The following is a 12,813-nucleotide window of genomic DNA, read 5'->3' as shown; positions in this document are numbered from 1 at the left end:
AAATTTAGAAGTGGTTGCTTAATCTTCAAGCAGCAATAAAAACAGTTTTGTATTGGAATTGGAAGAACTGTCCATTTTTGACTGGCTTCCACTGATGGAAGTAAGGTTCTTGATATTTCCGTTTCTTTTTATTTTTCCCATGGCATCATTCAGGTTGTTCACAATCTGAGAAACATTGGCAATGATGATAATTCTATCGGGAAGTCTTGAAGAATGATAGTGAAGAATATTATTATGCGAAAGCATGATCCTGCCATCATAGGCGATCAGGTATTCACAAGTGATGAATGCTGCATCATTAGACGGCTGCAGTTCTGACGTGTAAGAAGTCTTCACAACGTTTAAAAAGTTATGAAGTTCTTTATCCCAACAGAAAAGGTTGTGGATACCCTCTATTTTGATAATTTGATTTAAAGTTTGTAGAGCCTCCGCTTCATCTGCACAATAATTAAAAAATCCCCCCGAATGCGTAAATAATTGCGCAAACTTATAGTCAAGATCCGCATTTTTCAGCGAATCCCCAAGCTTCTCCAGGCTCTGTTTGTCCTCTTCTTCAGGCTGGTTGGTAAGTTTGCTTACAATCCTCTTGAATAAATTCAACTTAATCTATTTTTAGTCAACTTTATACAAAAATAGAAAATAAATTACAATAGAGTCCAAAATATCTCTTTAAATATGAAAAAACCTGACAATTTTGGAGTTGTCAGGTTTTTATAAGGTTTATTTTTTAAGAGTCTTAAAGCTGTGTCGGGCTTTCTGGAGCCTGTATTTCGCTTTCTTCTTCTTTATCTTTGATCTGAGGTGCTTCCACTGCTACCGGCTGATCTTTTTCAGGAATCGTATTGGTAACGGGTTTCTCTGTCAATTCAGGATCCCATGCTCTTTTTCCGAATATTTCTTCTAAGTCTTCACGGAAGATCACTTCTTTTTCCAGTAGTTTATTAGCCAGAGCATCCAGTTTATCTTTATTTTCTTCAAGAATTCTTACTGCTCTTTCGTACTGATTTTCGATAATCAATTTGATCTCCGCATCAATTTTAGTAGCAGTTTCTTCAGAATAAGGTTTTCCGAAAGAATATTCAGACTGACCTGAACTGTCGTAGTAAGAAATATTACCAATATTCGGGCTTAATCCGTAGATTGTTACCATTGCCTGTGCTCTCTTCGTTACTGTTTCTAGATCAGAAAGTGCTCCTGTAGAGATATTGTTGAAGATTACCTGTTCTGCAGCTCTACCTCCCAGTGTTGCACACATTTCGTCCAGCATCTGCTCAGTAGTGGTCAACTGTCTTTCTTCCGGAAGATACCATGCTGCCCCTAAAGAACGTCCTCTTGGAACAATGGTTACTTTCAGAAGTGGTGATGCATGTTCTACCAACCATGAGATGGTAGCGTGACCTGCCTCATGATAAGCAACTCTTCTTTTTTCAGATGGCTTGATGGCCATATTTTTCTTCTCAAGTCCACCAATAATTCTGTCTACTGCATCCAGGAAGTCCTGTTTTGTAACAGAGGTATGGTTATATCTTGCTGCGATCAATGCTGCTTCATTACAAACATTCGCAATATCTGCCCCACTGAATCCAGGAGTTTGCTTTGCTAAGAAATCTCTGTCTACATTATCATCAAGCTTGATTTTTTTCAAGTGAACGTCAAAAATCTGTCTTCTTTCGTGAAGTTCAGGAAGGTCCACATAGATAGAACGGTCAAAACGACCTGCTCTCATTAATGCTTTATCAAGAATATCTGCTCTGTTGGTAGCCGCCATTACAATTACATTGACGTCTGTTCCGAAACCATCCATTTCGGTAAGAAGCTGGTTCAATGTATTTTCTCTTTCGTCATTTCCGCCAGAGAAGTTATTTTTTCCTCTTGCACGTCCGATAGCATCAATCTCGTCAATAAAGATGATCGCCGGAGATTTTGCTTTAGCCTGAGCAAAAAGGTCTCTTACTCTGGAAGCTCCTACTCCAACAAACATTTCAACGAAATCAGAACCTGAAAGTGAGAAGAACGGAACTTTAGCTTCACCTGCAACGGCTTTTGCCAATAACGTTTTACCCGTTCCCGGAGGGCCTACTAAAAGGACACCTTTAGGAATTTTACCTCCCAGTTTTGTATACTTTTCAGAGTTTTTCAAGAAATCCACAACTTCCTGAACTTCTTCTTTAGCTCCTTCTAATCCTGCAACATCTTTAAATGTCACCTGGATTCTTTCTTTTTCATCAAAAAGCTTTGCTTTAGATTTACCGATAGAGAAGATCTGTCCGCCAGGGCCTCCGCCACCGCCCATCTTTCTGAAAAGAAGGAAGTAGAATAATCCCAGAATCGAAATCCAGACCAGTGCAGGAACTAAAATGTCCATTAATGCACTTTTTCCTGTTCCGTAATCTTTTGTTGTTTTAATAACCGGATTGCTGGCTTTCACCTGCTCAAATTTCTGAAGGAAAAGTTGAAGGTCTCCATATTTCACAGAAAAATCTGCTTTAGGAGCCATTTCAAAGGCAGAAAGAGGGTTATTTTCTTTTCCGGCTTTGGAAACCATTGCCGATTTTGCTTCTTTTGTTAGGAAAACATCAGCTTTCTCTATGTCTTTGTATATAATTATATTCTGGACTTTCCCCGCCTGCATTTCTCTAAAGAAACCATCTTCATCAATAGATTTTGCGCTGTCACCTCCAAGGAAATTGGAGCCAAAGAAGAGCAAAAGAGCTATGATTGCAATTGGAAAGAACCAGTTGAATCCTTTATTATTCATTTAGACTTTTTAAAATTTTTATTATTGATTTTCAATTTTGGTAATGACTGCGTCACCCCAAAGCTCTTCTATATCATAGTACTCACGTACCTGCTTCTGAAATATATGAACCACCACTGAAACGTAATCTACCAATACCCACATTGCATTTTCAGTACCTTCTACATGCCAAGGTCTGTCCTGCAGTTCGTTTCTTACTTTTTTCTCAACACTTCCTGCCAATGCAGCTACCTGTGTATTTGAGTTTCCACTACATATCACGAACGTTTCTGCTACGGAGTTTTCGATGTTGGAAAGATCAAAGATCATAATGTCTTCTCCTTTTACATCCTGGATAGCTTCAACGATTTTATCTATTAACGCTTGTTTTTCTGCTGTTTTATTCATTAAAAAAATACTATAATCTGCAAATTTATTGTTTTTTCTTTACTTTAACCTTACTTTTACCCTCTTAATGTCTTAAAGTTTTCTTAAATGAGCCAACTCTTCTATCTGAAAGAATGTTCTTCTACTAATGACGAAATATCAAAGTTTTTACTTTACGAAAATTCAGATTTTATTGGACTGCATACTTTTAATCAAACTAAAGGTCGTGGTCAGTATGGAAATGTCTGGACTCAAACTGCCGGAAAAAATCTGGCTTACACGCTGGCAGTCAATACTCAGAACATCTTGTGCTCTGACTTTATATTCAATTATTATACCGCAATGGTTATCCGGGATTTCCTTGCCAAATTGTCTGAATCAGAGGTAAAAATCAAATGGCCAAATGATATTATCCTTAAAGGTAAAAAAATCGTTGGAATTTTAATAGAAAAGAAAAAAATTAATCAAAATAATTATTTCATCATAGGAGCCGGAATCAATATTCTTCAGGACAAATTTGATGAAATATCTAATGCAGGATCACTCCTGACGCAGACAGGTATCCCATTCGATCTGGAAGAAGTTTCATTAAACCTTCATGAATATATGTCTGAGAAGCTGAAAAACATTCCTTCTGACCAGGAAATTCTGGATGGGTTCAACGCCAATCTTTTCAGAAAAGACCAGATCTCTGTCTTTGAAATTGAAAAAGAGCGCCAAAATGGCATCATCCGAAATGCAGACGAAAAGGGCGAACTCTGGATCGAACTGGAAGACGGACTGCATTCTTTTTATCACAAAGAAGTAAAATTGCTTTACTGATTGGCTCTTTTGATATACAGATAAAGGGTAAGCGGTAAAAACACCATGTTTGGCAGCCACATGGCTACAGCAGGAGACAAACTTTTATTTTCTGAAACTACTTTCAAGGCTTCAAAAGAAAACACGAAGATAAAGGCCAATGAGATCCCTATTGCCAGGTTGATCCCCAATCCTCCTCTTTTCTTTTGTGATGACAGAGAAAGTGCCAGGAATGTCAGAATAATGATAGAAACAGGCATTGACGTTCTTTGATGAAGCTCATTCAGATAAGAGTTCAGGTTACTGTTTCCTCTTGCCTTTTCTCTTTCAATGAATTTCAGAAGCTCAGGTGTTGTTTTATTTTGGCCCAAAAGTTCATTAGGGAAAAGTTCTTCCGGAGAATGCCCGTAGTTTTTCCTTAATTCTATTCCGTTGCCGAGTTTTTCGGTGTTGTCTTTATTAATTGTTTTTTCCAGATAATTATTGAGAACAAACTGCTTTTTGGCTTTATCCCAATACACTTCACTTGCTTTCAGCTCATAGGTCATTTTTCTGTCTTTATCATATTTCTGATAAACGAAACTTGATCCTCTTTTTTCTCTTTTATTCCAGGAATCAACGAAGATATATTCTGTTTTGCTCAGCTGTGAAGAGGCTGGAGCAGTTCCTAAAATCTTTTCTTTATTGGCGGCATTATAGGTATAAGCCTCCAGCTCATTTTTCTTGATATTCGCCCATGGAAGAACCATATGATATACCACAAGGGCTATCAAACCAATAAAAATGGAAGTTACCAAATAGGGTTTTGAAAACCTGTAAAAACTGGCTCCACTACTGATAATGGCTACAATTTCAGTATTATTTGCCATCCTGGAGGTAAAATAAATCACCGAAATAAATACCAGAATGGAAAGGAAAGTCACCACAAGATTAATAATCCAGAAGGGATAAAAATGTACCAGAAAATACATCAGATCCAGCTTCGGATCAATGGCCTTGGCATTTTCTATCCTTGGAATCTTTTGCTGAACATCAATTACCAATACGACTATAGACAATAACACCAGCATGAAACTGAAAGTTCCAAGGTATTTTTTAATGATATATCTGTCTACAATTTTAAGCATAATCTCTTATAATCTTTGTCTAAGAACCGGCACTATGGAGTTTTTCCATTCGTAGAAATCTCCGGCAATAATATGTTCTCTGGCTACTTTCACCAGATCCAGATAGAATGCAAGATTATGAATCGAAGCAATCTGTTTTGCCAGATACTCTTTAGATACAAACAGGTGGCGAAGATACGCTTTTGAATATTCACGATCTACAAAACTGGTTCCAAATTCATCCAAAGGCGAAAAGTCACGCTTCCATTTTTCATTTTTAAGGTTCATCACCCCCTGCCATGTGAAAAGCATTGCATTTCTTGCATTTCTTGTTGGCATTACACAATCCATCATATCAATTCCTAATCCGATAGATTCAAGGATATTCCATGGAGTTCCCACTCCCATCAGATATCTTGGTTTTTCTTTTGGAAGGATATCTGTCACTTCATCTGTAATTCTGTACATTTCTTCTTCAGGCTCTCCAACGGAAAGTCCACCGATGGCGTTTCCTTCGGCACCTGCTTCAGAAATAACTTCTGCAGAAATTTTTCTGAGGTCAGAATAAGTAGAGCCCTGAACAATTGGGAAAAGTCTTTGTTTATACCCATACAATTCAGGATTATCATTCGTCCATTCAATACATCTTTTCAGCCAACGGTGCGTAAGCTCCATAGATGATTTTGCCTGGTTATAATCGCAAGGATAAGGAGTACATTCGTCAAAAGCCATGAAAATATCGGCTCCGATCTGTCTTTGAATCTCCATTGATCTTTCCGGAGAGAACATGTGATAACTTCCGTCGATGTGAGATTTAAATCTCGCTCCTTCTTCTGTCATTTTTCTGTTACTCGCCAGTGAAAACACCTGAAAACCTCCTGAATCGGTAAGAATAGGAAGGTCCCAGTTCATGAATTTATGTAAACCACCTGCATCCTGCATTGTCTCCATACCCGGACGAAGGTAAAGATGGTAAGTATTCCCCAGAATAATCTGAGCTTTAATGTCTTCTTTTAATTCTCTCTGATGAACTGTTTTTACACTTGCCACAGTTCCCACAGGCATAAAAATAGGAGTTTGAATCTTCCCGTGATCTGTGGTAATCTCCCCTGCTCTTGCTTTTCCTTCAGAGGTTTTTTCTATATTAAAAAATTTCATCTTTCTACTTTTTTAATTCACCTTGTTATCAGTGATTTCTTACAGGTTAGAAACTTTGTCTGCATTATCTCACCAAAGGGGGTACAACAGCGTTCTGTTTCAGTTTATCCTTTATGTATTTATCTGCTTTGGGATCTTTTTTCAACAGTATTTGCTGTGCATCATTGGTAATCCCATCCATTTCTTCTTTGATCACATAGTATTTGAAACTTTCTACAAAGTCTTCAGATTTCACTTTATGCGACTTCAGGACAGCTCTTGTACCGGCCTCCATATTTTTGTCAGGATATACAAAGATCGCCTGATCATTAATAGCAAGATCTGCAATGATTTCTGCCATCACATCTTTATCGATCAGATTTTTAGGCTTATCGATATAATCGCTGCACGAAAACATGCCCAGCAAAACGAAAATAAAGATCAGCTTTTTCATCAGTTAATTTTTTTATTTTTTATGATCTTATGGAACTTCACATATACTTCTTCTGTCAGAAAAATGTTTATGCTTTGTCTCATAGTCTATTGATGATTGATTTCCACTTTAAGTTTAGTACTCCAAAAACCGCTTCATGAATAATTCCACCGTTCATTTTGCTTTCTCCTAAAATTCTGTTGGTAAATATAATAGGAACTTCCACAATTCTGAAGCCTTTTTTGAATGCTCTGAATTTCATTTCTATCTGAAACCCATAGCCTTTCAATCTTACATTATCCAATCCTATTTCTTCCAGCACTTTTCTTGAAAAACAGACAAATCCTGCTGTAGTATCATGAATCGGAAGACCTAATACAAATCTTACGTATTTTGATGCAAAATAAGAAAGCAGTACTCTTCCCATGGGCCAGTTCACCACATTCACTCCTTTTGAGTATCGGGAACCGATGGCCATATCAGCATTCATACATGCTTCAAACAGCTTCGGCAGGTCGTTAGGATTATGGGAAAAATCGGCATCCATCTCAAAAATATAATCGTATTTATTCTCGATAGCCCATTTAAATCCATGAATATATGCCTTTCCCAACCCGTCTTTCACATGTCTTATTGACAGATGTAAATAGTGCGGATGTTTCTTCTGCAGTTCTTTTACAACCTCTGCTGTTCCATCCGGGGAAGTATCGTCCACAACTAAGATATGAAAGTCGTCCTCCAATGCAAAAACCGCGGAAATAATATTTTCAATATTTTCCTTTTCGTTGTATGTGGGGATAATGACGAGTTTTTTCATTTCAGTTTGCAAAGATAGTTTATTTAACCTTTTTATTTTATACAAAATAATCTATAATTTTGCAAAAATATTTCTCGGGGATTAAGCGGATGAGACAGAAACTTTTATTCAACAGATCTGGACAATACGTAAAATCGATTAGAGCAAATATTTTAACTGCGGATACATGAAACAGGTGACAGGAAAATCTGTGCCGGATTATGCTATCAGAAGTTAAATAATAAATAATAAAAGCTTAAATTTTGCCATCATCACAACACTTCATCAATCACGTAAGAATACCTGAGAATAATGACTGGGTAATCTTTATCCTCGTGGGCTGTATATTTTTATATGTTTTTATGATGAACGTCATAGAAAGGGATGCCAGTCTCAGGGATTTTCTGCTTCAAAAGTATTTTGATGCCAGCAACAACCTTCCCAGCTGGATCATTACTTCCTGTGTGACAACCCTCACTTTATCTGTTCTGATCTCGCAATATATTCCTGTTGTACCGAAATATATTGCCGATCTTCAGCTTTTTGGGTATCAGCTTAATAAATTTGGGTATACTTTGCTGGCTGTGCTGTTTTTTTATTTAATAAAATCAACATTTGGTTTTTTATTTTATCAAAGTATAGGGGACGGAAAAAAATGGACTATTTTTTATTTTACCTCCACAAAATTTTATTTTATCCTTACATTTTTGTTAATAATTCTTTGTGTAGCCCATTATTACTTCCCTATCGACAGAAATAAAATGTTCTTGTATTATTTGTGTTTCTTTTCTTTTGTATTCATTTTCAAAGTTTTTTTCTATTTATTTCACAAGAACAAGATTCTTCCCGAAAAATGGTATTATAAATTTTTGTATATTTGCACCCTCCAAATCGCACCATTATTATTGCTTTGGAAGTTGTTATTTTTTTAATAAATGTCAATGATGAGAATAAAGTCTATATTGGTTTCTCAACCAGCGCCTAGTGAGTCTTCTCCATATTTGGATATAGCGAAGAAGGAAAAAATAAAGATTGATTTCCGTCCATTTATCCACGTCGAAGGGGTTGACAATAAAGAGCTCAGAACACAGAAAATAGATCTGACGCAGTATACCGGTATTATTTTTACCAGTAAAAATGCGATTGACCATTACTTCAGACTTGCGGAAGAACTTCGTTTTGCCGTTCCGGATACAATGAGATATATCTGCCAGTCGGAAGCAATTGCCAACTACCTTCAAAAGCATATTGTGTACAGAAAAAGAAAAATCAGCTTTGGGGAGAAAAATTTCTCAGACCTGCTTCCTCTTTTCAAAAAATTCCCAACTGAAAAATATCTGCTGCCATCTTCAGATGTTTTAAGCCCGGATATTGTGAAAACCATGGATGCATCTAATGCAGACTGGACAAGAGCAATCATGTACCGTACGGTATGCAGCGACCTTACCGATATCAACATTAAAGATTATGACATGTTGATCTTCTTCAGTCCGCAGGGAATCAAATCTCTACAACAAAATTTCCCTGACTTCAAGCAGGATGAAACCAAAATCGGAGTTTTCGGAAACACGACGCTGGCTGCTGCGGAAGAAGCTGGATTAAAAGTAGATTTAATGGCACCTACGAAGGAGACTCCTTCCATGACAATGGCCCTTGAAAAGTATATTAAAGCACTTCATAAATAGTCTTTAATTATAAAAATACCATCAACCATCTTTTCAATAAAGGAAAGATGGTTTTTTTTTACCTAAATTTGAACGAAAATTAACATTGAATGAGACGTCTGCATAAATTGCTTACTTTCAGAAAGAAAGTATAAAGACAAACTCTGTTCAATAAAAAATCAAAATATCCGGATGAAAGCTCCACAGGCAAAAAAAATAGAAAAAATATTAGAAACCCACGGCGATAAAAGGATTGATAATTACTTTTGGCTGAATGAAAGGGAAAACCCTGAAGTCATCAAATATATTGAAGAAGAAAATGCCTACGAAGAATTCATCATGAAAGATACAGAAGCTCTTCAGGAAGAGCTTTTTGAAGAGATGAAAGCCCGTTATAAAAAGGATGATGAATCTCTGCCTTATTTCTTTAACGAATACTGGTATATTGTACGTTATGAAGAAGGTAAGGAATATCCTATTTTCTGCAGAAAGCACAAAAGCCTTGACAACGAGGAGGAAATTGTACTTGATGTTAATATTCTGGCGGAAGGCAAAGAATTTTTTGAAGTAGGAAGTGTAGCCGTGAGCCCTGGTAATGAACTGGCTTCTTTCTCTTCTGATGACGTAGGAAGAAGAATTTATACGCTTAACTTCAAAAATTTAAAGACAGGAGAAATTTTACCGGACACTATTCCAAATACAACAGGAAAAGCAGTTTGGGCAAATGACAACCAGCATGTTTTTTACATTAGAAAAGACAAGAGTCTCCGTGCATTTCAGGTATACAGACATCAATTAGGAACTGATTCCTCAGAAGACGCACTTATCTTTCATGAAAAGGATGACACTTTTGACGTGAACGTATTTAAGACAAAATCTTTACAATATATTTTCATTGCAAGTTCAAGCACTATTTCTGATGAACACCGTTTTATCCCTTCTGACAATGTATTTGCGGAATGGACAGTAATACAGCCAAGAATAGACGATCTTGAATATTCAGTAGAGCATTACGAAGATGAATTCTACATCATTACCAATGCTGATGATGCCATCAACTTTAAAATTGTAAAAACAAAGATTGACAACTGCAGTATGGAAAACTGGGTAGATGTCATTCCACACCGTGCGGAAGTTTTGTTAGAGGGCTTTGAAATTTTCAAAGATTATCTGGTTCTTGAGGAAAGAGAAAGAGGATTGCTTCAGATCAAAATTATTGATGAGAAGACGCAGGAATCTTATTATTTACCATTCTTCGATCCTACTTATACAGCTTATATCGGAATTAATCTGGAATTTGATACAGAAATTTTACGTTACGGTTATACCTCTCTCACACAACCTAGTTCCACTTACGAATATAATATGAAAGACAAAACCACAAAGCTCCTGAAACAACAGGAAGTATTGGGTGGAAAATTTGTTCCTGAAAATTATATTTCAGAAAGAATATGGGCAGACTCCAGAGATGGAAAAACAAAAGTTCCTATTTCATTAGTATATCATAAAAACACCAAAAAATCGGCTGATACTCCACTTCTTCTGTATGGATATGGAAGTTATGGACATACGGTTGACGCCAGCTTTTCCAATGTAAGATTATCTATTCTGGACAGAGGCTTTATTTATGCTATTGCTCACATCCGTGGTGGTGAATACCTGGGAAGGGAATGGTATGAAGATGGAAAAATGTTATTCAAGAAAAATACATTCTTTGATTTTATAGATGCAGGGAAACATTTAATCAAAGAAAATTATACTTCATCGAGACATATGTACGCGATGGGAGGAAGTGCCGGAGGTCTGTTGGTAGGTGCTGTGGTCAATTACGAACCTCAGTTATTCAACGGAATTGTAGCACAGGTTCCTTTCGTAGACGTTGTTTCCACAATGCTGGATGATACGATTCCTTTAACTACCGGAGAATATGATGAATGGGGAAATCCAAATGATGAAGAATACTACCATTATATGAAAGACTATTCTCCATATGATAATGTAGAAGCTAAAGATTATCCCCATATGCTGATCACTACAGGATTCCACGATTCACAGGTGCAGTATTGGGAACCTGCCAAATGGACGGCAAAACTTAGAGAACTAAAGACAGACAATAATATTTTAGTCTTTAAAACCGACATGAGTTCCGGACACGGAGGAGCAAGCGGAAGATTTGAATCTCTGAAAGAAGACGCATTAGAATATGCATTTCTGTTGAAAATAAATGATAATTCATAAATGATCAATGATGGATAGCCCTGATTATAACACAATTTTTGCTTCTAAAACAAAGCAGCTAGCCGTCACTATTATTAAGGAATTATCTAAACAGCCCTATAACGAAGCGTTTTCAGTTATCAGAAAGCAAATATACAGATCTTCTACATCCATGGCAGCCAATTACAGAGCCATGTGTAGAGCAAGATCAAAAGCTGAAAGATTTTCTAAAATATCCATAGTGATAGAGGAAACTGATGAAACTTTATTTTGGCTTGAAATGTTGGAGAACTGGAATATGTTCAAAAAACAATTTTAACAGATATAAAAACAAACACTGAAGAAATATTGAAAGTAACTTCTTCGTACAGAAAAATGCTAAGGGAATGACTTTATCATTTATCAATCATCACTTATTATTTATCAAATTATGATCAACGAGTCCGAATATTGGAAAAAAATAGAACAGTTCTTCGAAGACAATTTCCAGACTGAGAAGAATCCGCCCATCGAAACCCTTTTATTTTTGATCGGGTTACAGGAGCTGGGAAGCGGCCAGCAAAAATATACTAAAGAAGACAAGGTAAACCTGATTCATATTGCTGTGTGCAGATTGCTTGAGCCTTTTGGCTATTATAAATTCACACATTATGAAGACGGATGGCCTCAGTTTGACAAACTTGAAGACCTTCCGGAATTAAAGCCCAATGAGCAGAGCTTGCTTATGAAAAAGGCAATTATTCACTACTTCCAGGAAGAAGAGCTTTTGTAAAAGCTGGAAAAAAGAAGTAAGAAGTTAATAAATTCTGATAAATAAGAAGAGGGTTTTCCATGGAAAACCCTCTTTTTTATAAATAACTGTATTCTATACATTTTCAAATTTTATCCAATCAGTTCTTCAAGTTGACTGAGTCCCATAGTAAAGCCTTCTTCAAATCCCATATCCAGGATTTTTTTCATGACATCCGGGGAATGATAATGGATATTGATCGTCACTTTGGTTCCCTCTTCTACTCCGGTAAAACCAAGCAGCCATTTTGACCTTGGAAAATCTTCATTGATCTTCCCATTTTCATCACAAAAAGCACTCATCCAGTCAAGGCTTCTGTGTTCCGTAATTTCGCCATACTGAGACTGAGCATACATAGGCCCTTTTTCACCGTTTGGTCCTATCATTGAGTACATCCAGATTCCACCTTCTCTGAAATCCTGTTTTACCGTTTCACATCTCCAGGGTTTAGGTCCCCACCATTGATCCAATAATTCGGATTTGGTAAAGTGATCCCATACTGTTGAAACATCAGCCTTATAGATTTTCATGACATAAATAGAGGCTGCATCAAAATCTTTGTTGAAAATGATATTAGATTCCATATATTTTTATTTTTAATAAAGTTAGCACTTTATTTATTGAAAGGGACTTTTCATATGACAAGTAAAAGATAATTCATAAATAATTGTTAAAAAACACTCTTTTAAGAAAAATAAAACAATTATTTGGCTCGTTTTTTGTTCATGTAGTCTTAAAACAATTA

General features: G+C 36.4%; 14 protein-coding genes. 6 read left to right on the top strand and 8 right to left on the bottom strand.

Translation table 11 applies throughout. The annotated features are described in order from the left end of the window. Positions 1-18: 18 nt before the first annotated feature. The 3 genes from DYR29_RS16680 to rsfS all read right to left on the bottom strand — a co-directional run bounded on the left by DYR29_RS16680 (position 19) and on the right by rsfS (position 3,145). Entirely contained in the window at positions 19-600 is a 582-nt protein-coding gene (locus tag DYR29_RS16680) for an LUD domain-containing protein (RefSeq protein WP_047422252.1), read from the bottom strand. 136 nt (positions 601-736) lie between these two features. Beyond that, positions 737-2,758 (bottom strand): ATP-dependent zinc metalloprotease FtsH, encoded by a 2,022-nt coding sequence (ftsH, locus tag DYR29_RS16675; RefSeq protein ID WP_213277750.1) that lies wholly within the window; start codon positions 2,756-2,758, stop codon positions 737-739. A gap of 21 nt (positions 2,759-2,779) precedes the next feature. After that, the gene (rsfS, locus tag DYR29_RS16670) at positions 2,780-3,145 is read right to left on the bottom strand and encodes a ribosome silencing factor (RefSeq protein ID WP_047422250.1); all 366 of its coding nucleotides are present in this window, start codon (positions 3,143-3,145) and stop codon (positions 2,780-2,782) included. An 87-nt stretch (positions 3,146-3,232) separates the two neighbouring features. Here rsfS and DYR29_RS16665 point away from each other — a divergent pair, with 87 nt between their 5' ends. Next, positions 3,233-3,946 carry a biotin--[acetyl-CoA-carboxylase] ligase gene (locus DYR29_RS16665; RefSeq protein WP_213277749.1) on the top strand — a complete coding sequence of 238 codons (714 nt, stop codon included), beginning with the start codon at positions 3,233-3,235 and terminating at the stop codon, positions 3,944-3,946. Here DYR29_RS16665 and DYR29_RS16660 read toward each other — a convergent pair. The 4 genes from DYR29_RS16660 to DYR29_RS16645 all read right to left on the bottom strand — a co-directional run bounded on the left by DYR29_RS16660 (position 3,940) and on the right by DYR29_RS16645 (position 7,418). After that, the gene (locus DYR29_RS16660; RefSeq protein WP_142717245.1) at positions 3,940-5,052 is read right to left on the bottom strand and encodes an LptF/LptG family permease; all 1,113 of its coding nucleotides are present in this window, start codon (positions 5,050-5,052) and stop codon (positions 3,940-3,942) included. The two genes, DYR29_RS16665 and DYR29_RS16660, sit on opposite strands and share 7 nt — an antisense overlap. Before the next feature lie 6 nt (positions 5,053-5,058). Beyond that, a complete protein-coding gene (gene tgt / locus DYR29_RS16655; protein WP_142717246.1) occupies positions 5,059-6,189 on the bottom strand; it encodes a tRNA guanosine(34) transglycosylase Tgt in 1,131 nt (376 codons plus the stop codon). 64 nt (positions 6,190-6,253) lie between these two features. Next, positions 6,254-6,622, bottom strand: coding sequence for a DUF4296 domain-containing protein (locus tag DYR29_RS16650; protein WP_213277748.1), 369 nt, complete (start codon positions 6,620-6,622; stop codon positions 6,254-6,256). A gap of 79 nt (positions 6,623-6,701) precedes the next feature. Beyond that, a complete protein-coding gene (locus DYR29_RS16645; protein ID WP_047422245.1) occupies positions 6,702-7,418 on the bottom strand; it encodes a polyprenol monophosphomannose synthase in 717 nt (238 codons plus the stop codon). A gap of 341 nt (positions 7,419-7,759) precedes the next feature. Between DYR29_RS16645 and DYR29_RS16640 the strand changes: the two genes are divergently transcribed. The 5 genes from DYR29_RS16640 to DYR29_RS16620 all read left to right on the top strand — a co-directional run bounded on the left by DYR29_RS16640 (position 7,760) and on the right by DYR29_RS16620 (position 12,050). Next, entirely contained in the window at positions 7,760-8,329 is a 570-nt protein-coding gene (locus DYR29_RS16640) for a DUF4271 domain-containing protein (protein WP_342213422.1), read from the top strand. A gap of 12 nt (positions 8,330-8,341) precedes the next feature. Then, positions 8,342-9,082 (top strand): uroporphyrinogen-III synthase, encoded by a 741-nt coding sequence (locus DYR29_RS16635; RefSeq protein ID WP_149834373.1) that lies wholly within the window; start codon positions 8,342-8,344, stop codon positions 9,080-9,082. Between the two features lie 171 nt (positions 9,083-9,253). After that, the gene (locus DYR29_RS16630; RefSeq protein WP_213277747.1) at positions 9,254-11,299 is read left to right on the top strand and encodes a S9 family peptidase; all 2,046 of its coding nucleotides are present in this window, start codon (positions 9,254-9,256) and stop codon (positions 11,297-11,299) included. A gap of 7 nt (positions 11,300-11,306) precedes the next feature. Further along, positions 11,307-11,597 carry a four helix bundle protein gene (locus DYR29_RS16625; RefSeq protein ID WP_249413523.1) on the top strand — a complete coding sequence of 97 codons (291 nt, stop codon included), beginning with the start codon at positions 11,307-11,309 and terminating at the stop codon, positions 11,595-11,597. A 111-nt stretch (positions 11,598-11,708) separates the two neighbouring features. Continuing rightward, positions 11,709-12,050, top strand: a complete 342-nt coding sequence (locus DYR29_RS16620) for a hypothetical protein (protein ID WP_047422243.1) — start codon at positions 11,709-11,711, stop codon at positions 12,048-12,050. Between the two features lie 110 nt (positions 12,051-12,160). Here the strand turns inward: DYR29_RS16620 and DYR29_RS16615 are convergent, their stop codons facing one another. After that, a complete protein-coding gene (locus DYR29_RS16615) occupies positions 12,161-12,652 on the bottom strand; it encodes an SRPBCC family protein (RefSeq protein WP_213277746.1) in 492 nt (163 codons plus the stop codon). Positions 12,653-12,813: the final 161 nt, after the last annotated feature.

This window comes from Chryseobacterium indologenes, assembly GCF_018362995.1.
In the GTDB taxonomy this organism is placed as follows: domain Bacteria; phylum Bacteroidota; class Bacteroidia; order Flavobacteriales; family Weeksellaceae; genus Chryseobacterium; species Chryseobacterium indologenes_G.
This window is presented reverse-complemented; position numbering and strand designations above follow the sequence as displayed.

Excerpts from the sequence above, each read along its gene's own strand:
- DYR29_RS16650 (WP_213277748.1), bottom strand. The coding sequence starts at position 6,622 with ATGAAAAAGCTGATCTTTATTTTCGTTTTGCTGGGCATGTTTTCGTGC.
- DYR29_RS16645 (WP_047422245.1), bottom strand. The coding sequence starts at position 7,418 with ATGAAAAAACTCGTCATTATCCCCACATACAACGAAAAGGAAAATATT.
- ftsH (WP_213277750.1), bottom strand. The coding sequence starts at position 2,758 with ATGAATAATAAAGGATTCAACTGGTTCTTTCCAATTGCAATCATAGCT.
- DYR29_RS16630 (WP_213277747.1), top strand. The coding sequence starts at position 9,254 with ATGAAAGCTCCACAGGCAAAAAAAATAGAAAAAATATTAGAAACCCAC.
- DYR29_RS16635 (WP_149834373.1), top strand. The coding sequence starts at position 8,342 with ATGAGAATAAAGTCTATATTGGTTTCTCAACCAGCGCCTAGTGAGTCT.
- DYR29_RS16660 (WP_142717245.1), bottom strand. The coding sequence starts at position 5,052 with ATGCTTAAAATTGTAGACAGATATATCATTAAAAAATACCTTGGAACT.
- DYR29_RS16640 (WP_342213422.1), top strand. The coding sequence starts at position 7,760 with ATGATGAACGTCATAGAAAGGGATGCCAGTCTCAGGGATTTTCTGCTT.
- DYR29_RS16620 (WP_047422243.1), top strand. The coding sequence starts at position 11,709 with ATGATCAACGAGTCCGAATATTGGAAAAAAATAGAACAGTTCTTCGAA.
- DYR29_RS16625 (WP_249413523.1), top strand. The coding sequence starts at position 11,307 with ATGATGGATAGCCCTGATTATAACACAATTTTTGCTTCTAAAACAAAG.
- DYR29_RS16665 (WP_213277749.1), top strand. The coding sequence starts at position 3,233 with ATGAGCCAACTCTTCTATCTGAAAGAATGTTCTTCTACTAATGACGAA.
- rsfS (WP_047422250.1), bottom strand. The coding sequence starts at position 3,145 with ATGAATAAAACAGCAGAAAAACAAGCGTTAATAGATAAAATCGTTGAA.
- DYR29_RS16615 (WP_213277746.1), bottom strand. The coding sequence starts at position 12,652 with ATGGAATCTAATATCATTTTCAACAAAGATTTTGATGCAGCCTCTATT.
- tgt (WP_142717246.1), bottom strand. The coding sequence starts at position 6,189 with ATGAAATTTTTTAATATAGAAAAAACCTCTGAAGGAAAAGCAAGAGCA.